The organism is Peteryoungia wuzhouensis, from assembly GCF_003205195.1.
Taxonomy (GTDB): Bacteria; Pseudomonadota; Alphaproteobacteria; order Rhizobiales; family Rhizobiaceae; genus Allorhizobium; species Allorhizobium wuzhouense.
The window spans coordinates 13,844-28,642 of the sequence record NZ_QJRY01000010.1 but is presented as its reverse complement, the minus strand read 5'-3'; the positions used below and the strand labels follow the sequence as shown (position 1 = coordinate 28,642).

Annotated in this window: 12 protein-coding genes; 7 read left to right on the top strand and 5 right to left on the bottom strand. The window is 61.5% G+C overall.

The window, feature by feature from the left end:
* Positions 1-68: 68 nt before the first annotated feature.
* The 7 genes from DMY87_RS21730 (at position 69) to dnaJ (ending at position 9,033) form a co-directional block, all read left to right on the top strand.
* Positions 69-500 (top strand): MarR family winged helix-turn-helix transcriptional regulator, encoded by a 432-nt coding sequence (locus DMY87_RS21730; RefSeq protein ID WP_110793735.1) that lies wholly within the window; start codon positions 69-71, stop codon positions 498-500.
* Positions 501-621: 121 nt separating this feature from the next.
* A complete protein-coding gene (locus DMY87_RS21725) occupies positions 622-2,010 on the top strand; it encodes a dipeptidase (protein WP_110793734.1) in 1,389 nt (462 codons plus the stop codon).
* Between the two features lie 331 nt (positions 2,011-2,341).
* Positions 2,342-2,800 carry a YbaK/EbsC family protein gene (locus DMY87_RS21720; RefSeq protein WP_110793733.1) on the top strand — a complete coding sequence of 153 codons (459 nt, stop codon included), beginning with the start codon at positions 2,342-2,344 and terminating at the stop codon, positions 2,798-2,800.
* 188 nt (positions 2,801-2,988) lie between these two features.
* Positions 2,989-5,220, top strand: a complete 2,232-nt coding sequence (locus DMY87_RS21715; protein ID WP_110793732.1) for a transglycosylase domain-containing protein — start codon at positions 2,989-2,991, stop codon at positions 5,218-5,220.
* A gap of 288 nt (positions 5,221-5,508) precedes the next feature.
* Complete coding sequence (gene dnaK / locus DMY87_RS21710; protein ID WP_110793731.1) at positions 5,509-7,413, top strand: molecular chaperone DnaK; 1,905 nt, start codon at positions 5,509-5,511, stop codon at positions 7,411-7,413.
* Positions 7,413-7,880, top strand: a complete 468-nt coding sequence (locus DMY87_RS21705) for a hypothetical protein (RefSeq protein WP_110793730.1) — start codon at positions 7,413-7,415, stop codon at positions 7,878-7,880. The genes dnaK and DMY87_RS21705 overlap by 1 nt, the downstream gene beginning before the upstream one ends.
* A 4-nt stretch (positions 7,881-7,884) precedes the next feature.
* A complete protein-coding gene (gene dnaJ / locus DMY87_RS21700; protein ID WP_110793729.1) occupies positions 7,885-9,033 on the top strand; it encodes a molecular chaperone DnaJ in 1,149 nt (382 codons plus the stop codon).
* A 170-nt stretch (positions 9,034-9,203) separates the two neighbouring features.
* Here the strand turns inward: dnaJ and DMY87_RS21695 are convergent, their stop codons facing one another.
* Genes DMY87_RS21695 through DMY87_RS21675 form a run of 5 tightly spaced genes read right to left on the bottom strand, consistent with a single transcriptional unit; the run spans position 9,204 to position 14,778 of the window.
* Complete coding sequence (locus tag DMY87_RS21695; protein WP_110793728.1) at positions 9,204-10,778, bottom strand: FGGY family pentulose kinase; 1,575 nt, start codon at positions 10,776-10,778, stop codon at positions 9,204-9,206.
* Positions 10,771-11,478: an HAD family hydrolase gene (locus DMY87_RS21690; RefSeq protein WP_110793813.1), complete on the bottom strand. Its 708-nt coding sequence runs from the start codon at positions 11,476-11,478 to the stop codon at positions 10,771-10,773. The genes DMY87_RS21695 and DMY87_RS21690 overlap by 8 nt, the downstream gene beginning before the upstream one ends.
* On the bottom strand, positions 11,478-12,965 hold the full coding sequence (locus DMY87_RS21685) for a mannitol dehydrogenase family protein (protein WP_110793727.1): 1,488 nt from the start codon (positions 12,963-12,965) through the stop codon (positions 11,478-11,480). The genes DMY87_RS21690 and DMY87_RS21685 overlap by 1 nt, the downstream gene beginning before the upstream one ends.
* Positions 12,966-13,003: 38 nt before the next feature.
* Positions 13,004-13,783, bottom strand: coding sequence for an L-iditol 2-dehydrogenase (locus DMY87_RS21680; protein WP_110793726.1), 780 nt, complete (start codon positions 13,781-13,783; stop codon positions 13,004-13,006).
* The gene (locus tag DMY87_RS21675) at positions 13,780-14,778 is read right to left on the bottom strand and encodes an ABC transporter ATP-binding protein (protein ID WP_110793725.1); all 999 of its coding nucleotides are present in this window, start codon (positions 14,776-14,778) and stop codon (positions 13,780-13,782) included. The genes DMY87_RS21680 and DMY87_RS21675 overlap by 4 nt, the downstream gene beginning before the upstream one ends.
* Positions 14,779-14,799 lie beyond the last annotated feature (21 nt).

Below are 14,799 nucleotides of genomic sequence, written 5' to 3'. Positions count from 1 at the left end.
GCGATGTTTTTCCGCGCTACAGTCACCGACACATATTCCGAATCTCTCTCTTGCGACATTGTCGAGCCATGGCCAATGACCGCCCGGAATCTGCCACGCAACTGGCGATGCAGTTCGCCCGCAGTGTGACCCGCGCTCTGCAGAGCCGGGCCGTACGCCTCGGTTTCTCTCCGGGCCAATTCCCCGTTCTTCTGGAGCTTTGGGAGGAGGAGGGCTTGACCCAGCGCCAATTGCTCGATCGGGTCGAGGTGGAGCAGGCGACGATTGCCAACACGCTGGCCCGCATGGAACGCGACGGTTTGATCGAGCGGCGGGTCCATCCCCGCGACAAACGCGCCCAGCAGATCTTCCTGACCGAGAAGGCCCGCGCCATGCGCGAAGAGGCGCTTGCACTGGCGTGCGAGGCCGAAGATGCGGTCTTTTCCGGCTTCCGGCGTTTCGAAAAGGAATTGCTGAAGGAGTATATCCGCTGGGCGATCGCCAATGCACGAAAGCTCTGAGCAGCCGACTCTTGGTGACCTGTAAATTGCCGCACCCCTATTTTCGCACAGGTTGTGCCTCGAAACATCAAGTCCTTTGCTCTATGGTCCGCCGCGATTTCAATTCTGCAGGACATTCCCCATGACCGATCTCTCTCCCATTCTTGCCAAGGCGGATGAAACCCTCCCCAAGAGCCTCGATCGGCTTTTTGATCTCGTCCGGATCCCCTCCATCTCGACGGATCCCGCCTACAAGGCCGAATGCCGCAAGGCCGGCGAATGGCTGGTGAAGGAACTGACCGAGCTCGGCTTCGACACCTCGTTGCGCGACACGCCCGGCCATCCGATGGTCGTCGCCCATCACGCCGCGGATCGCGCGGAAGCCCCTCATGTCCTCTTCTACGGTCACTACGATGTTCAGCCGGTCGATCCCCTGGACCTCTGGGAAGACGATCCCTTTGCCCCTGCGATCAAGGAGAAGGATGGCCGCAAGATCATCACCGGCCGTGGCACCTCGGACGACAAGGGCCAGTTGCTGACCTTCGTTGAAGCCTGCCGCGCCTACAAGGCGGTCAAGGGCTCTTTGCCGGTACGCATCACCATTCTCTTCGAGGGCGAAGAAGAATCCGGTTCGCCGTCGCTGAAGCCCTTCCTCGAAGCCAATGCCGCAGAGCTGAAGGCCGATTTTGCCCTGGTCTGCGACACCAGCATGTGGGATCGCGAGACGCCGGCAATCGCCGCAGCGCTTCGTGGCCTGGTTGGCGAAGAGGTGACGATAACAGCCGCCGACCGCGATCTGCATTCCGGCCTCTTTGGCGGTGCTGCCGCCAATCCCGTGCATATCCTGACGAAAATCCTCGCCGACCTGCATGACGAAACCGGCAAGGTTACCCTGCCAGGCTTCTACGATGGCGTTGAGGAAACGCCTTCCAACATCAAGGCATCCTGGGACAGCCTCGGCCGCACCGCCGAAAGCTTCCTCGGCGAAGTCGGTCTGTCGATCCCATCAGGCGAAAAGGGCCGCTCGGTTCTGGAACTGACCTGGGCCCGCCCGACCGCCGAAGTGAACGGCGTCATCGGTGGTTACACTGGCGAGGGTTTCAAGACGGTGATCGCCGCCAAGGCTTCCGCCAAGATCTCCTTCCGCCTCGTCGGCACCCAGGATCCTGCCAAGATCCGCGAACGCTTCCGCGCCTTTGTTCAGGCTCGCATCCCGGCTGATTGCTCGGTTGATTTCCACGAACATGGCGGTTCGCCAGCAATTCAGCTGTCCTATGATTCGCCGGAACTCACCAAGGCGAAGAACGCGCTGTCTGATGAGTGGCCGAAGCCGGCCGTCATCATCGGCATGGGTGGCTCTATCCCGATCGTCGGCGATTTCCAGAAGATGCTCGGCATGGATTCGCTTCTGGTCGGTTTCGGTTTGACCGACGACCGCATCCATTCTCCCAATGAAAAATATGATCTCAACTCGTTCCACAAGGGCATCCGCTCGTGGATTCGTATCCTCGACGCACTCGCCAGCAAGTGAAAACCTGAGCCAGAAAAGCAAAAAGGCCGGTGAAAACCGGCCTTTCCTTTACGTTTCAACACTGTCCTGCCAGTACATCCGTGGTCAGGGGTGGAAACGTGCCATGCGATGCTTCGGATGTCTGTTCGCCGTGGCGAACTCATCCCAGATCCACAGGATCGCGCGGGATGATGAACAATTCCTTAATGCGCCTCGTATTTCATGCCGTCCTGGCACTAAACCGGCGCGTCCATCGCTTGGTAACCTTTAGATGGTGGAGGCGGCCGCCCGTTTCAAGACCCGCAAGCATGCGCAGTTGAAGAACCGAGCCGATCCTGACTAAGATGCTGACATGAGCCTTGAATCCGTCCGACAATTTTTCCGCGACCACGCCCCTGATCTCTCCGTGATCGTCACTGAGGCGAGCTCCGCCACGGTGGCGCTCGCCGCCGAAGCCCATGGCGTCGAGCCGGACCAGATCGCCAAGACGATCTGCCTCAGGATCGGCGAGGACGTGGTACTCGTCGTTGCCGCCGGCACGAAGCGCCTCGATAACAGAAAGTTCAAAGATCGGTTCGGGGTCAAGCCGCGCATGCTGGATGCAGAGGCTGTGGTCGAAGCGACGAGCCATCCGGTCGGCGGCGTCTGTCCTTTCGGCCTTCCAGCGCCGCTCAAGATCTATTGCGACATCTCGCTGAAAACTTGGCCCGAAGTTGTCCCCGCTGCTGGTGCGACCAATGCTGCGGTGCGGATCGCGCCTGACCGTCTGGCGTCCCTGATCGACGCGGAATGGGCCGATCTCTGCCAGTGAAGCGGGTTTGATTTCGGCTGTTTACCGCGTCTTAACCACCCCTTAAATCGCCGCAATTACTGTGCAATCGGATGAATGTCCGCACCGGCTCAAAGGGCGGTTTTCAACACCAATTCACCCGGCATTAGGCGAGCGTCAGACCTCGACGCCCGGCCGGCCACACGAGCATCTGGAGCAAGACCACCGCAATGGTGAGCCGAGGCAAGTCCCGCGACCGTATTGAGCCGAGCTTCGACGAGGAGAGCGAGGACGAGGATCTGCGGCTGGATGCAGACGATCGCATTGCGGGAGGCCGAAAGACGCGCTCTTCAGGCAAGCGTTCGGCCCCTGCGGCTCGATCCAACAAGGGTAAGAAATCGCAGCCCCGCAAGCGAGAAACCTCGGGTGGCTTCGGTCTTGGACGCCTGATCTACTGGTGTTTTGTCCTGTCGATCTGGGGCGCCATCGGTCTCGGAGCTCTCATCGCCTATTACGGCTCACAGATGCCGAGCGCCAGCAGCTGGTCCATCCCCGAGCGCCCGCCGAACATGAAGATCGTTTCTGTCGAGGGCACGGTGATTGCCAATCGCGGCGCGACCGGCGGCGAGGCGCTTCCTTTGGAAGAAATGTCGCCTTTCATTCCCCAGGCGGTGATGGCGATCGAAGACCGACGCTTCTATTCGCATTTCGGCATCGATCCCTTGGGTCTCGCCCGTGCCATCGTCACCAATGTGGTGAGTGGCCGCGCCGTGCAGGGCGGATCGACGCTGACGCAGCAGCTGGCCAAGAACCTCTTCCTCTCGCCGGAACGCACGGTCGAGCGCAAGGTTCAGGAAGTCCTGCTCGCCTTCTGGCTGGAGCAGAAATACACCAAGGACCAGATCCTAGCGATGTATCTGAACCGCGTCTATTTCGGGTCTAATGCCTATGGCGTGGAAGCCGCCGCCCGGCGTTATTTCAACAAGTCCGCCCGCGACGTGAACCTCGGCGAGGCTGCCCTGCTGGCAGGTCTTCTGAAGGCCCCCTCCAGGTTGTCCCCCGCCCGTGACCCGGAGGCGGCGGAAGCCCGCGCCCAGGTCGTGCTCCAGGCCATGCTGGAAGAGGGCTACATCACCGACGACGAGATCAAGACGGCGATGTCGCAATCGCCCACCAAGGCAAAACGCTATTGGAGCGGGGCCGGCCAGTATGTCGCCGACATGGTGCGCGATGATGTGACCGCACTGATCGGCAAGGTCACTGAAGACATCGTCGTCGAAACCACGATCGACATGACGCTCGAAAAGAAGGCTGAAGCGGCACTGACCGAATCACTGGCCGCCGAAGGCGCCAAGGTGAATGCGTCCCAGGCAGCGCTCGTCTCGATCGACGGCACCGGCGCCATCCGGGCTCTGGTCGGCGGGCGCGACTATGCGGAAAGCCAGTTCAACCGCGCGGTCAAGGCCAAGCGCCAGCCGGGCTCAGCGTTCAAGCCCTTCGTCTACGCGGCCGCCATGGAAATCGGTCTGCGTCCCGGCTCCACCCGCAACGATGCGCCGATCCGCATCGGATCGTGGACGCCGCAGAACTATGATGAAAAGTATCGCGGTCCGGTGACCCTTGCCCATGCGCTCGCCGAATCGCTCAACACGGTCGCGGCCCAACTGGTGATGGAAGTCGGTCCCGATCAGGTGATCAAGCTCGCGCATCGCATGGGCATTGATTCGGACCTGCAGAACAATGCCTCGATTGCGCTCGGCACATCCGAAGTCTCGCTGCTGGAACTGACCGCTGCCTATGCCCCCTTCATGAACGGCGGCTACAAGGCGACCCCGCATATCGTCCAGCGTATCCTCAAGGCGGACGGCACGGTGCTCTACGAGAACAACTATCTCGAGCCGCCCCGTGTCATCAGTGACCAGGTCGTTGCCGAGATGAACCAGATGATGATGGGCGTGATCAATCAGGGCACCGGCAAGAAGGCGCAGCTGAAGGGCTGGGAAGCCGCCGGCAAGACCGGCACCACCCAGTCTTTCCGCGATGCGCTCTTCGTCGGCTACACCAGCAATCTCACCACCGGTGTCTGGTTCGGCAATGACAATGGTGATTCGATGAAGAAGGTCACCGGCGGTGGCCTGCCCGCGCGCGCCTGGCACGACTTCATGGCGGCAGCCCATCAGGGACTGGCGCCGGCACCCCTGCCGGGCGGTGATTATCAGGAACCTGCACCTGTCGATCAGGATCCGACCATCGGCGCGATCATTTCGGACGTTTTGAACGGTGGAGGCGAAGAGCGTTACCCGGCCCAGCCGCAGGCCAATGGCGAGCCGCCTGCCGAGCAGGATCAGCAGGGCAACTGGCCTGTACTGGAAGGCCCTGTGCCGCCGGGCGATGTGGGCCAGGCGCCGCAGGAAGGTGCCCGCAGGCGCACCACGCTGCTCGATCTTATCCTCGGGCAATAAGGATTTTGACGTTGGCAGGCATTGCGCCTGCCAGAGGCAAGCCCGACATGGTATGGGGCATGCCGAACACGGGTTGAGGTGGTGTGGAAATCGGCCTGAAGATTGCCGCCCAATCTCTTCTTTTTACTGATTTTCAGCGGAATTCCAGCCTTGCAGTCGGAAAAACCGCTTCTTATATACGCGACATAGCCACAGCACCGCTGTAGCAAATCCCAGACCATCCACGTCGAGGGGCTGTCAGGAATGCCTGATTGGGGTTCCGACGGCCTGCTTCAAGGAGAGAATGACATGGCAAAAGTAATCGGTATCGACCTTGGAACGACCAATTCCTGCGTCGCCGTCATGGACGGCAAGGATGCGAAGGTCATTGAGAATTCCGAAGGCGCACGCACCACGCCTTCCATGGTGGCTTTTTCGGACGATGGCGAACGCCTCGTCGGACAGCCGGCCAAGCGCCAGGCTGTCACCAACCCGACCAACACCCTCTTCGCCGTCAAGCGCCTGATCGGCCGCCGCCACGAAGATCCGACCGTTGAAAAGGACAAGGGCCTCGTTCCCTTCCCGATCATCAAGGGCGACAACGGCGATGCCTGGGTCGAAGCCCAGGGCAAGGGTTATTCGCCTTCGCAGATCTCGGCCATGATCCTCCAGAAGATGAAGGAAACGGCAGAAGCCTATCTCGGCGAAAAGGTTGAAAAGGCCGTCATCACCGTTCCCGCCTACTTCAACGACGCGCAGCGCCAGGCAACCAAGGATGCCGGCCGCATCGCGGGTCTTGAAGTGCTCCGCATCATCAACGAGCCGACGGCTGCCGCTCTCGCTTACGGCCTCGACAAGAAGGACGGCAAGACCATCGCCGTTTACGACTTGGGTGGTGGTACCTTCGATATCTCGGTTCTGGAAATCGGCGACGGCGTCTTCGAAGTGAAGTCAACCAACGGCGACACCTTCCTCGGCGGTGAAGACTTCGACATGCGTCTCGTCGAATATCTCGCAGCCGAATTCAAGAAGGACCAGGGCATCGACCTGAAGGGCGACAAGCTTGCCCTGCAGCGGCTGAAGGAAGCCGCTGAAAAGGCCAAGATCGAGCTGTCGTCCTCGCAGCAGACCGAAATCAACCTGCCCTTCATCACGGCTGACGCGTCCGGTCCGAAGCACCTGACGATGAAGCTGACCCGTGCAAAGTTCGAAAGCCTGGTCGACGATCTCGTCCAGCGCACGATCGCACCGTGCAAGGCAGCCCTCAAGGATGCCGGCGTCACCGCTGCCGATATCGACGAAGTCGTTCTCGTCGGCGGCATGAGCCGCATGCCGAAGGTCCAGGAAGTGGTGAAGCAGTTGTTCGGCAAGGAGCCGCACAAGGGCGTCAACCCGGATGAAGTCGTTGCACTCGGCGCCGCCATCCAGGCCGGTGTTCTGCAGGGCGACGTCAAGGACGTTCTCCTCCTCGACGTGACCCCGCTGTCGCTCGGCATCGAAACGCTCGGTGGTGTCTTCACCCGTCTGATCGACCGCAACACGACGATCCCGACGAAGAAGAGCCAGACCTTCTCGACCGCTGAAGACAACCAGCAGGCTGTCACCATCCGCGTCAGCCAAGGCGAGCGCGAAATGGCACAGGACAACAAGCTGCTTGGCCAGTTCGACCTCGTCGGCCTGCCGCCGTCGCCGCGTGGCGTTCCGCAGATCGAAGTCACCTTCGACATCGATGCCAACGGCATCGTCCAGGTTTCGGCCAAGGACAAGGGCACCGGCAAGGAACAGCAGATCCGCATCCAGGCGTCGGGTGGTCTGTCTGACGCCGACATCGAAAAGATGGTGAAGGACGCCGAAGCCAATGCCGAAGCCGACAAGAAGCGTCGTGCGGTGGTTGAAGCCAAGAACAGCGCGGAAAGCCTCGTCCACTCGACTGAAAAGTCGCTGAAGGACTACGGCGACAAGGTCTCCGAAACCGACCGCAAGGCGATCGAAGATGCGATTGCCGCTCTGAAGGGCGCGCTCGAAGCCTCCGATCCGTCGCCGGAAGACATCGGCACCAAGACCCAGGCCCTCATGGAAGTCTCCATGAAGCTCGGTCAGGCCATCTACGAGGCCCAGCAGGCCGAGGGTGGCAATGCCGAAGCCGGCGACGATAATGTCGTCGACGCCGACTATGAAGAAGTGAAGGACGAAGACGCGAAGAAGTCGGCCTGATGCTGGCTCGCTTCACGCGCATCGTATCGAGCGGGCTGGCCTTCGGGCCAGCCTGTATCGCATTGATGATGGCAACGACAGCTGTTGCGCAGGATGCGCAGATTGGCGCCGTCTATCGGCAGGTGAGCAGTGCCGAGGCCAAGGTTGCCAAGGCCCTGTCTGCGAAGGACTCGCGTTCTCTTTCCCGGATCGGCAGCGAACTCGGGAAGATCATCGAGGCGGCCCTGCAGCGGCGCGAGAATGGCGGTTCGGTATCGGCTTGCGATATGGCCGCCCATTCGCTGGCTTTCGTTGCCGTATCAGCAGCCGATGGCGTGATCAGCAAGGGCGATGCGCGCAAGCTCCTGATGGACGATGCGATGGCAGCGGCTTCCGACTTTCAAAAAGACATGCAGGCCTGTGACAAGCTCGCCGGCAAGCCGGCGTCCGGTCACACGAGCGTTGGGAAAGCTTTGAGGGCTTTGTAAGACGATGGCAAAGGCAGATTTCTACGAGACCCTCGGGGTCGGCCGCACGGCGGATGAAAAGGAGCTGAAGAGCGCCTTCCGCAAGCTTGCGATGAAATACCATCCGGACAAGAATCCGGGCGACGATGAAGCGGAAAAGAAGTTCAAGGAACTCAACGAGGCTTACGAGACCTTGAAGGATCCGCAGAAGCGCGCGGCTTATGATCGTTTCGGCCACGCTGCCTTTGAACAGGGTGGTGGCGGCTTCGGCGGTGGTGGCGGCGGTTTTGCCGGCGGCGGTGGCTTCTCCGACATCTTCGAAGACATCTTCGGCGAGATGATGGGTGGTGGTCGCGGTGGTCGTGCTCGCTCTACGGGCGGCCGCGAACGCGGGGCCGACCTGCGCTACAACATGGAAATCAGCCTCGAAGAGGCCTTTACGGGCAAGACGGCACAGATCCGGGTTCCGACCTCGATCACCTGCGATCTTTGCACCGGCACCGGTGCTAAGCCCGGCACCAAGCCGACGACCTGCTCAACCTGTCAGGGTTCCGGGCGTGTGCGGGCAGCCCAGGGCTTCTTTTCGATCGAACGGACCTGCCCAACCTGTCACGGTCGCGGCCAGACTATCTCCGATCCCTGCACCAAGTGCCACGGCCACGGCCGCGTGACCGAGGAGCGCTCGCTCTCCGTCAATATACCGGCGGGCATCGAGGATGGCACGCGTATCCGCCTGCAGGGCGAGGGCGAGGCGGGTCTGCGCGGCGGCCCCTCCGGCGATCTCTACATCTTCCTGTCGGTCAAGCCGCACGAATTCTTCCAGCGCGACGGGGCAGACCTTTATTGCTCCGTGCCGATCTCGATGACGACGGCCGCTCTCGGCGGCACCTTCGATGTGGTGACGCTCGATGGCACGAAGTCGCGCGTGACCGTTCCGGAAGGCACCCAGGCCGGCAAGCAGTTCCGCTTGAAAGCCAAGGGCATGCCGGTTCTACGGTCGGCACAGACGGGGGATCTGTACATTCAGATCCAGATCGAGACACCGCAGAAGCTCACCAAGCGCCAGCGGGAACTGCTCCAGGAATTCGAGCAGCTGTCGTCGAAGGAAAACAATCCGGAATCGACAGGCTTCTTCGCTCGCATGAAGGATTTCTTCGACACGTTGAGCGACTGATCGACAACGATCTGTCGGATGTGGAAAAGGGGCTGGCCGCGAGGCTGGCCCCTTTTCGCTATGGATGAACGCGACACACCGCGTGCTTTACCCGTGGCCTATGCCAACGCCACGGTGCCAAATGCCATGGTCGAACTTCACGCGATCCGCGCCAGACTTGCGGATCCAACTCACCGCAGAACCGCCAACTCGTTTCGATGGCGCATCATGGTGCGCAGCAACGCATGATCCCGCGCCAAGGCCTTTTGCCGTGTCGGATCCGGATGCACGGCCCTGAGCGGAAAACGCATGGCAGCCCCGGCAACCTCGGTGCCATCGAATATGCCGGCGCACACGGCCGCATGAAAAGCCGAACCGAGCAGGACGGCATCGCAACCATCCGGAACATGCATCACGCAACCGGTCGCATCGGCGTAAAGTTGCGAGAGCAGGGGATGGTCGGCAAGGCCGCCGGCGAGGAAGAGATGCTGCGGGTTCCCGGCCTGCTCAGGCAGATGATCGATGATGTTGCGGATGCTGCAGGCCAGCGCCACGCAACTGCGCCAATAGAGACGCAGCAGGCCCTCCAGGCTTCGGTCGAGGTCGAGCCCCGCAATGGTGCCGGTCAGAAGCGGGTCGGAGACGGGCGACCGCGTCCCGTGAAAGTCCGGCAATACGCTGGTGGGGAGACCGAAATCCGGTCCTTCTTCCGCCAGCCGCTCGGCAATCTGATCGAGCAGGACGCGATGGCGATCCTTCGTCGGCGTGCCCCCTGCTGGATGGTCTTTCACGATGTGGTCGAGAAAGGCACCGGACGCCGATTGTCCCGCCTCGGTCAGCCAAAGCCCTGGCAGCGCCGCATCGCGGAATCCGCCCCAGCAACCCGGCCCTGAGATCGGCTTCTCCGACAACATCACGATGCAGCTCGAAGTGCCCGCGATCAGCGCTGCATGGTCACCCACAGGAGAGCGGCTTGTGCCGAACAGGGCGACGGCTCCGGCATAGGCATCGACCAGTCCCGGCGCAACGATACACCCCGCAGTCAGGCCGAGCGCCGCTGCCGCTCCCTCCGACAGGGAGCCGACGGGCAGGCCGATAGGATGGGAGGTCGCCGGAAGCCCGGCCTTTTCCGCGAGATCAGCCAGTCCGATGCGTGCATAGAATTCGTCCGGTCGCGCGCCGGGCGGCTGTGGGAGGTACCCCCATTTCGACGCCAGCGGCGAGTGACTTCGCAGGTCCATGCCGGTTGCTCGCCACGTCAGGAAGTCGCTCAGGTCGAAGATTAAACCGGCCTTTTCCCAGGTTTCAGGCATGTGCCGCTTCAGCCACAGGAGCTTTGGCAATTGCATTTCGACCGAGAGCCGTCCGCCGAACCGCGTAAGTAACGGATCGTCGATGGCATTGCATTCAGCCGTTTCGGCAATGGCACGATGGTCCATCCATAAGATGGTGTCCTGTTTCAATGTGCCGGTGGTGGAGACGGAGAGCGGCGCCCCGCCCCGGTCGCGCACGACCAGCGAACACGTGGCATCGAAGCCGATGGCGCCGACGGTCGCACTGTCGATACCCGCAGCAGACAGTGCTTCCCGGGACGCCGTACAGACGGCAGACCAGATCTCTTCGCTGTCCTGTTCCATGTGGTTGTGCAGTGGTCGATAAATGGAAATCGGCACCACGCATCGGGCGAGCTGGCGGCCCGCGAGGTCAAAGACACCGGCTCGCGCGCTGCCCGTGCCAACATCCACGGCCATGAGGTGCTCACGCATCAGAATGGTCTTCCGGTCTCCTCGCTCCGCCGACAAAGTGGAGCAATTCTTCCATGGCGTCAAACCGTGCGTCGGGATGCAGCGCAAGGAGTGCGGCCTGGTAGGAGGCATGGTTCGTATGCGATCCGCCCGTGAAGGCACAAACCGCCATACCGGCCGCCTGGGCCGCAGCGATACCTGCCGGACTGTCCTCGACGACCACGCAGGCCGAAGGGTCGGTCCCCATGGCTGCGGCCGCATAAAGGAACAGATCCGGTGCCGGCTTGCCGTTTTTGACCATGGTGGCGCTGAAAATGGCATGCTTGAAGTGGTCAAGCAAACCGGTCGCCGTCAGCGACAGCTCGATCCGCTCGCGCTGGCTGGACGACGCGACGCACCATGCGATGCCCCTGTCTTTCAGCCCAGCAATCACCCGCTCGATGCGGGCGATCGGCTGCAGTTCCTGCCTGAACCGCGCATAGAGCGCTTCGCGCATCTGGCTGAGAAAGACCTGGTCGATTTCGACCCGGAATTCCTCCTTCACGACTTCGGCCATTGAGGCGATACTGCGCCCGAGAAAGCGCTCCGCCGCCCCGTCCGTATCCATCGTGATGCCTTTTACCGCTAGCATGTCCACCAGGACCTCGAGTGCGATCGGCTCGCTGTCGACTAGGACACCGTCGCAATCGAAGATCACCAGTTGTATCGGCTGCATTGGCATCATGGGTCAGACAGGGTTCCATCCAGGTAGTGCTGGAGGGTATTGGCCGTTCCCTGACTACGCAAGCTATTGATCGCGGAAAGAAAACGGTTGCGGAAAAGCGGGTGGCTTCCGATCGCACCAAAGATGTCGGTAAGCCCCAGGAAGGCATCCGGATTCGAGCGGGAGGCAAGCGCTGCCGTCTGCAGCCGCTCCGCGTTGGCATCGTTGAACACCAGTGCCTTGCCGTTGTCGGAGACCCCTTCGAAATAGCGGCACCACAGCGCAGAAACCAGCGCCAGACCCTGCACGTCGAGCCCCTTGGCCAGTCGGTCTGCCGTCGACGGCAGAATGAATTTCGGCTGCCGGTTCGAGCCGTCCTGGGCCAGCCGCGGGATGGTGTCGCCGATCTTCGGATTGAGGAAACGCCGTTCAATCAGGTCGACATAATCCGAAAGGCTCGTGTCCGGCACGGGCGGCACGACTGGCACGATCTCCTCGTGCTCGAGCTTCGACAGGAAAGCGCGGATCAGCGGATGCTCCATCGCCTCGTGCACGAAGTGAATGTCGAGAAGCGCTGCCGGATAGGCGATGGCCGCATGACCGCCGTTCAGGATCCGGAGTTTCATCAGCTCATAAGGCGCGACATCCGCCACGAACGTGACGCCGACTGCCTCCAGAGCCGGGCGCCCGAGCGGAAACTTGTCTTCCAGCACCCACTGCTTGAACTCCTCGCAGAACACCGGCCAGCCATCTTCGATGCCATAGGTATCACGCGTCATGTCGATCTCGCGTTGCCCTGTTGCAGGCGTGATGCGGTCGACCATCGCATTCGGGAAAGCCACGTTGTCGTGGATCCAATGTGCAAAGTCCGGATCGAAGAGTTTTGCCAGCCCGCACAGCGTCGCCTCGGTCACTTCGCCATTGCCGGGAATGTTGTCGCAACACATCACGGTGAAGGGCGGATGTCCTGCCGTGCGACGAGCCTTCAACCCGGCAATGATCAGGCCGAACACGGTCTTCGGTGCATCAGGGTTTTGCGCGTCGGCAACGATCGCCGGATGGGCGGGATCGAACTTGCCCGTCGCCGGATCGATGAAATAGCCACCTTCCGTGATCGTCATCGAAACGATCCGGATAGCAGGGTCGGCCAGCGTCGCGATGATCCGGTCGAACTCCGGCGCGGTGATCACGTCGAGCATCGGCCCCGTTACGGTTGCTGCCGAACGCGTCGTATCCTGCTCGACCACCGTCGTCAGGAAATCCTGCGCCTTCAGCGTGTCCCGCATCTTCTGGTCCGACGGCATCACGCCGGCGCCGATGATCCCCCAGTCGAGATCACGCCCCTGGTTGAACAGCTCGTGCAGATAGACCGCCATATGAGCCCGGTGGAAATTGCCGACACCGAAATGCAGGATGCCGGGCGTGATGTCCTCGCGCCGATAGGTCGGCACCGAGGCATTGGCCGAGATTTCGGCGAGATGGGCAAGGGAAAGTCTGGTCGTCATGATCCCGTTCCTTGGCTATGAGCGCGGCCTTGTGGCCGTCAGCTCATCCAGTTGCCGCCGTCGACATTGTAGGTCTGCGCCACGATGTATTCGGCTTCCGCAGACGCCAGAAACACCGCCATGCCGGTCAGGTCTTCCGCGCGTCCCATGCGGCCGAAGGGAACCGCCTCTCCGACCAGCTTCTTCTTCTCCCCGAGCGGCCGGTTCTCGTATTTGGCGAACAGCGCATCCACTTCGTCCCACATCTCGCTGCCGACAACGCCAGGCGCGATGCCGTTGACATTGATGCCGTGTTTGATGAGGTCGAGCCCGGCCGATTGCGTGATCGAGATGACGGCGGCCTTGGAGGCGCAGTAAACGCCGACCAGCGCTTCGCCTCGGCGACCGGCCTGGCTTGCCATGTTGATGATCTTGCCGCCGCGGCCCTGGGCGATCATCTGCTTGGCGAATGCCTGCAGCGTGAACAGGCATCCGCCGACATTGATGTCGAACACCCGCTGATAGCTTTTGCGCGTGATCTCAACGATCGGGGCCAGATCAAAGATCGCGGCATTGTTGACGAGAATGTCCACGCCGCCAGCCTTGTCGACGCAAGCCGCGACTGCCGCGTCGATCGACTCCTGGTTCGAAACGTCGATGCGCACGGCATAGGCGGCAGGACCAATTTCCGCAGCCGTCGCCGAGGCGCGGTCGAAATCGATATCGGCGATGGCAACGGCCGTTGCCCCCTCGCGCACATAGGCCTCGGCGAAGGCGCGACCGATGCCGCGTGCCGATCCCGTGATGATCGCCGATTTTCCGTTCAGTCTGCCAGTCATTGGGCCAGTCCCTTGTCGTTGAATTTGTGCATGCGGTTTGGATCGGGCGTGATGAAAACCTTGTCGCCATGGGAGACAGGGAAGTCACCACTGGTGCGGACAGTCACCATGCCGATCTTGTCGACATTCACGTGCAGGAAGGTATCGGATCCCAGATGCTCGGCAACGCCGACCACGCCCGCCCAGGTGCCGCTCTCCGCGGAGAGCTTGACGTGTTCCGGACGGAAACCGATCGTGTGGGCATTGTAGGGTGCGGCCACTTCGCCCGTGGCGAAGTTCATGCGCGGCGAGCCGATGAAGCCGGCAACGAAGATGTTGTCGGGCTTGTTGTAAAGCTCAAGCGGCGAGCCGACCTGCTCGATATGACCGGCGTTCAACACAACGATCTTGTCGGCCATGGTCATGGCCTCCACCTGGTCGTGGGTGACATAGATCATCGTCGTCTTCAACTGCTGGTGCAGTTCGCTGATTTCAAGCCGCATGGTGCCGCGCAGCGACGCATCGAGGTTGGACAGCGGCTCATCGAAGAGAAAGGCGGACGGTTCGCGCACGATCGCCCGGCCGATCGCCACACGTTGGCGCTGGCCGCCGGAGAGCTGGCCCGGACGACGGTCCAGGTAGTTGGTGAGGTTCAGCACGCGGGCGGCGTCCGTCACCTTCTTCTCGATGACAGCGGGATCAAGCTTGGCCATTTTCAAGGGAAAGGCGATGTTGTTGCGCACGCTCATATGCGGATAGAGCGCATAGGACTGGAATACCATGGCGAGGCCGCGCTTGGCGGGCGCTTCGTCGGTGACATCGCGACCGTCGATAACGATATGGCCGGTCGTGGTATCCTCTAGCCCGGCGATCAGCCGCAGCAGGGTAGACTTCCCGCAGCCGGAGGGGCCGACGAAGACGACGAACTCGCCTTCTTTGATCTCCAGGTCGATCCCCGGAATGACGGTGGTCGCTCCAAAGGATTTCGTGACCTTGTTGAGGACGATGTTACCCATGTGTTGTCTCCCCGTAGCCGT

Coding starts and splice junctions, on each gene's coding strand:
- DMY87_RS21720 (WP_110793733.1), top strand. CDS start 2,342: ATGAGCCTTGAATCCGTCCGACAATTTTTCCGCGACCACGCCCCTGAT.
- DMY87_RS21680 (WP_110793726.1), bottom strand. CDS start 13,783: ATGACTGGCAGACTGAACGGAAAATCGGCGATCATCACGGGATCGGCA.
- dnaK (WP_110793731.1), top strand. CDS start 5,509: ATGGCAAAAGTAATCGGTATCGACCTTGGAACGACCAATTCCTGCGTC.
- DMY87_RS21690 (WP_110793813.1), bottom strand. CDS start 11,478: ATGCCAATGCAGCCGATACAACTGGTGATCTTCGATTGCGACGGTGTC.
- DMY87_RS21685 (WP_110793727.1), bottom strand. CDS start 12,965: ATGACGACCAGACTTTCCCTTGCCCATCTCGCCGAAATCTCGGCCAAT.
- dnaJ (WP_110793729.1), top strand. CDS start 7,885: ATGGCAAAGGCAGATTTCTACGAGACCCTCGGGGTCGGCCGCACGGCG.
- DMY87_RS21705 (WP_110793730.1), top strand. CDS start 7,413: ATGCTGGCTCGCTTCACGCGCATCGTATCGAGCGGGCTGGCCTTCGGG.
- DMY87_RS21695 (WP_110793728.1), bottom strand. CDS start 10,778: ATGCGTGAGCACCTCATGGCCGTGGATGTTGGCACGGGCAGCGCGCGA.
- DMY87_RS21675 (WP_110793725.1), bottom strand. CDS start 14,778: ATGGGTAACATCGTCCTCAACAAGGTCACGAAATCCTTTGGAGCGACC.
- DMY87_RS21730 (WP_110793735.1), top strand. CDS start 69: ATGGCCAATGACCGCCCGGAATCTGCCACGCAACTGGCGATGCAGTTC.
- DMY87_RS21725 (WP_110793734.1), top strand. CDS start 622: ATGACCGATCTCTCTCCCATTCTTGCCAAGGCGGATGAAACCCTCCCC.
- DMY87_RS21715 (WP_110793732.1), top strand. CDS start 2,989: ATGGTGAGCCGAGGCAAGTCCCGCGACCGTATTGAGCCGAGCTTCGAC.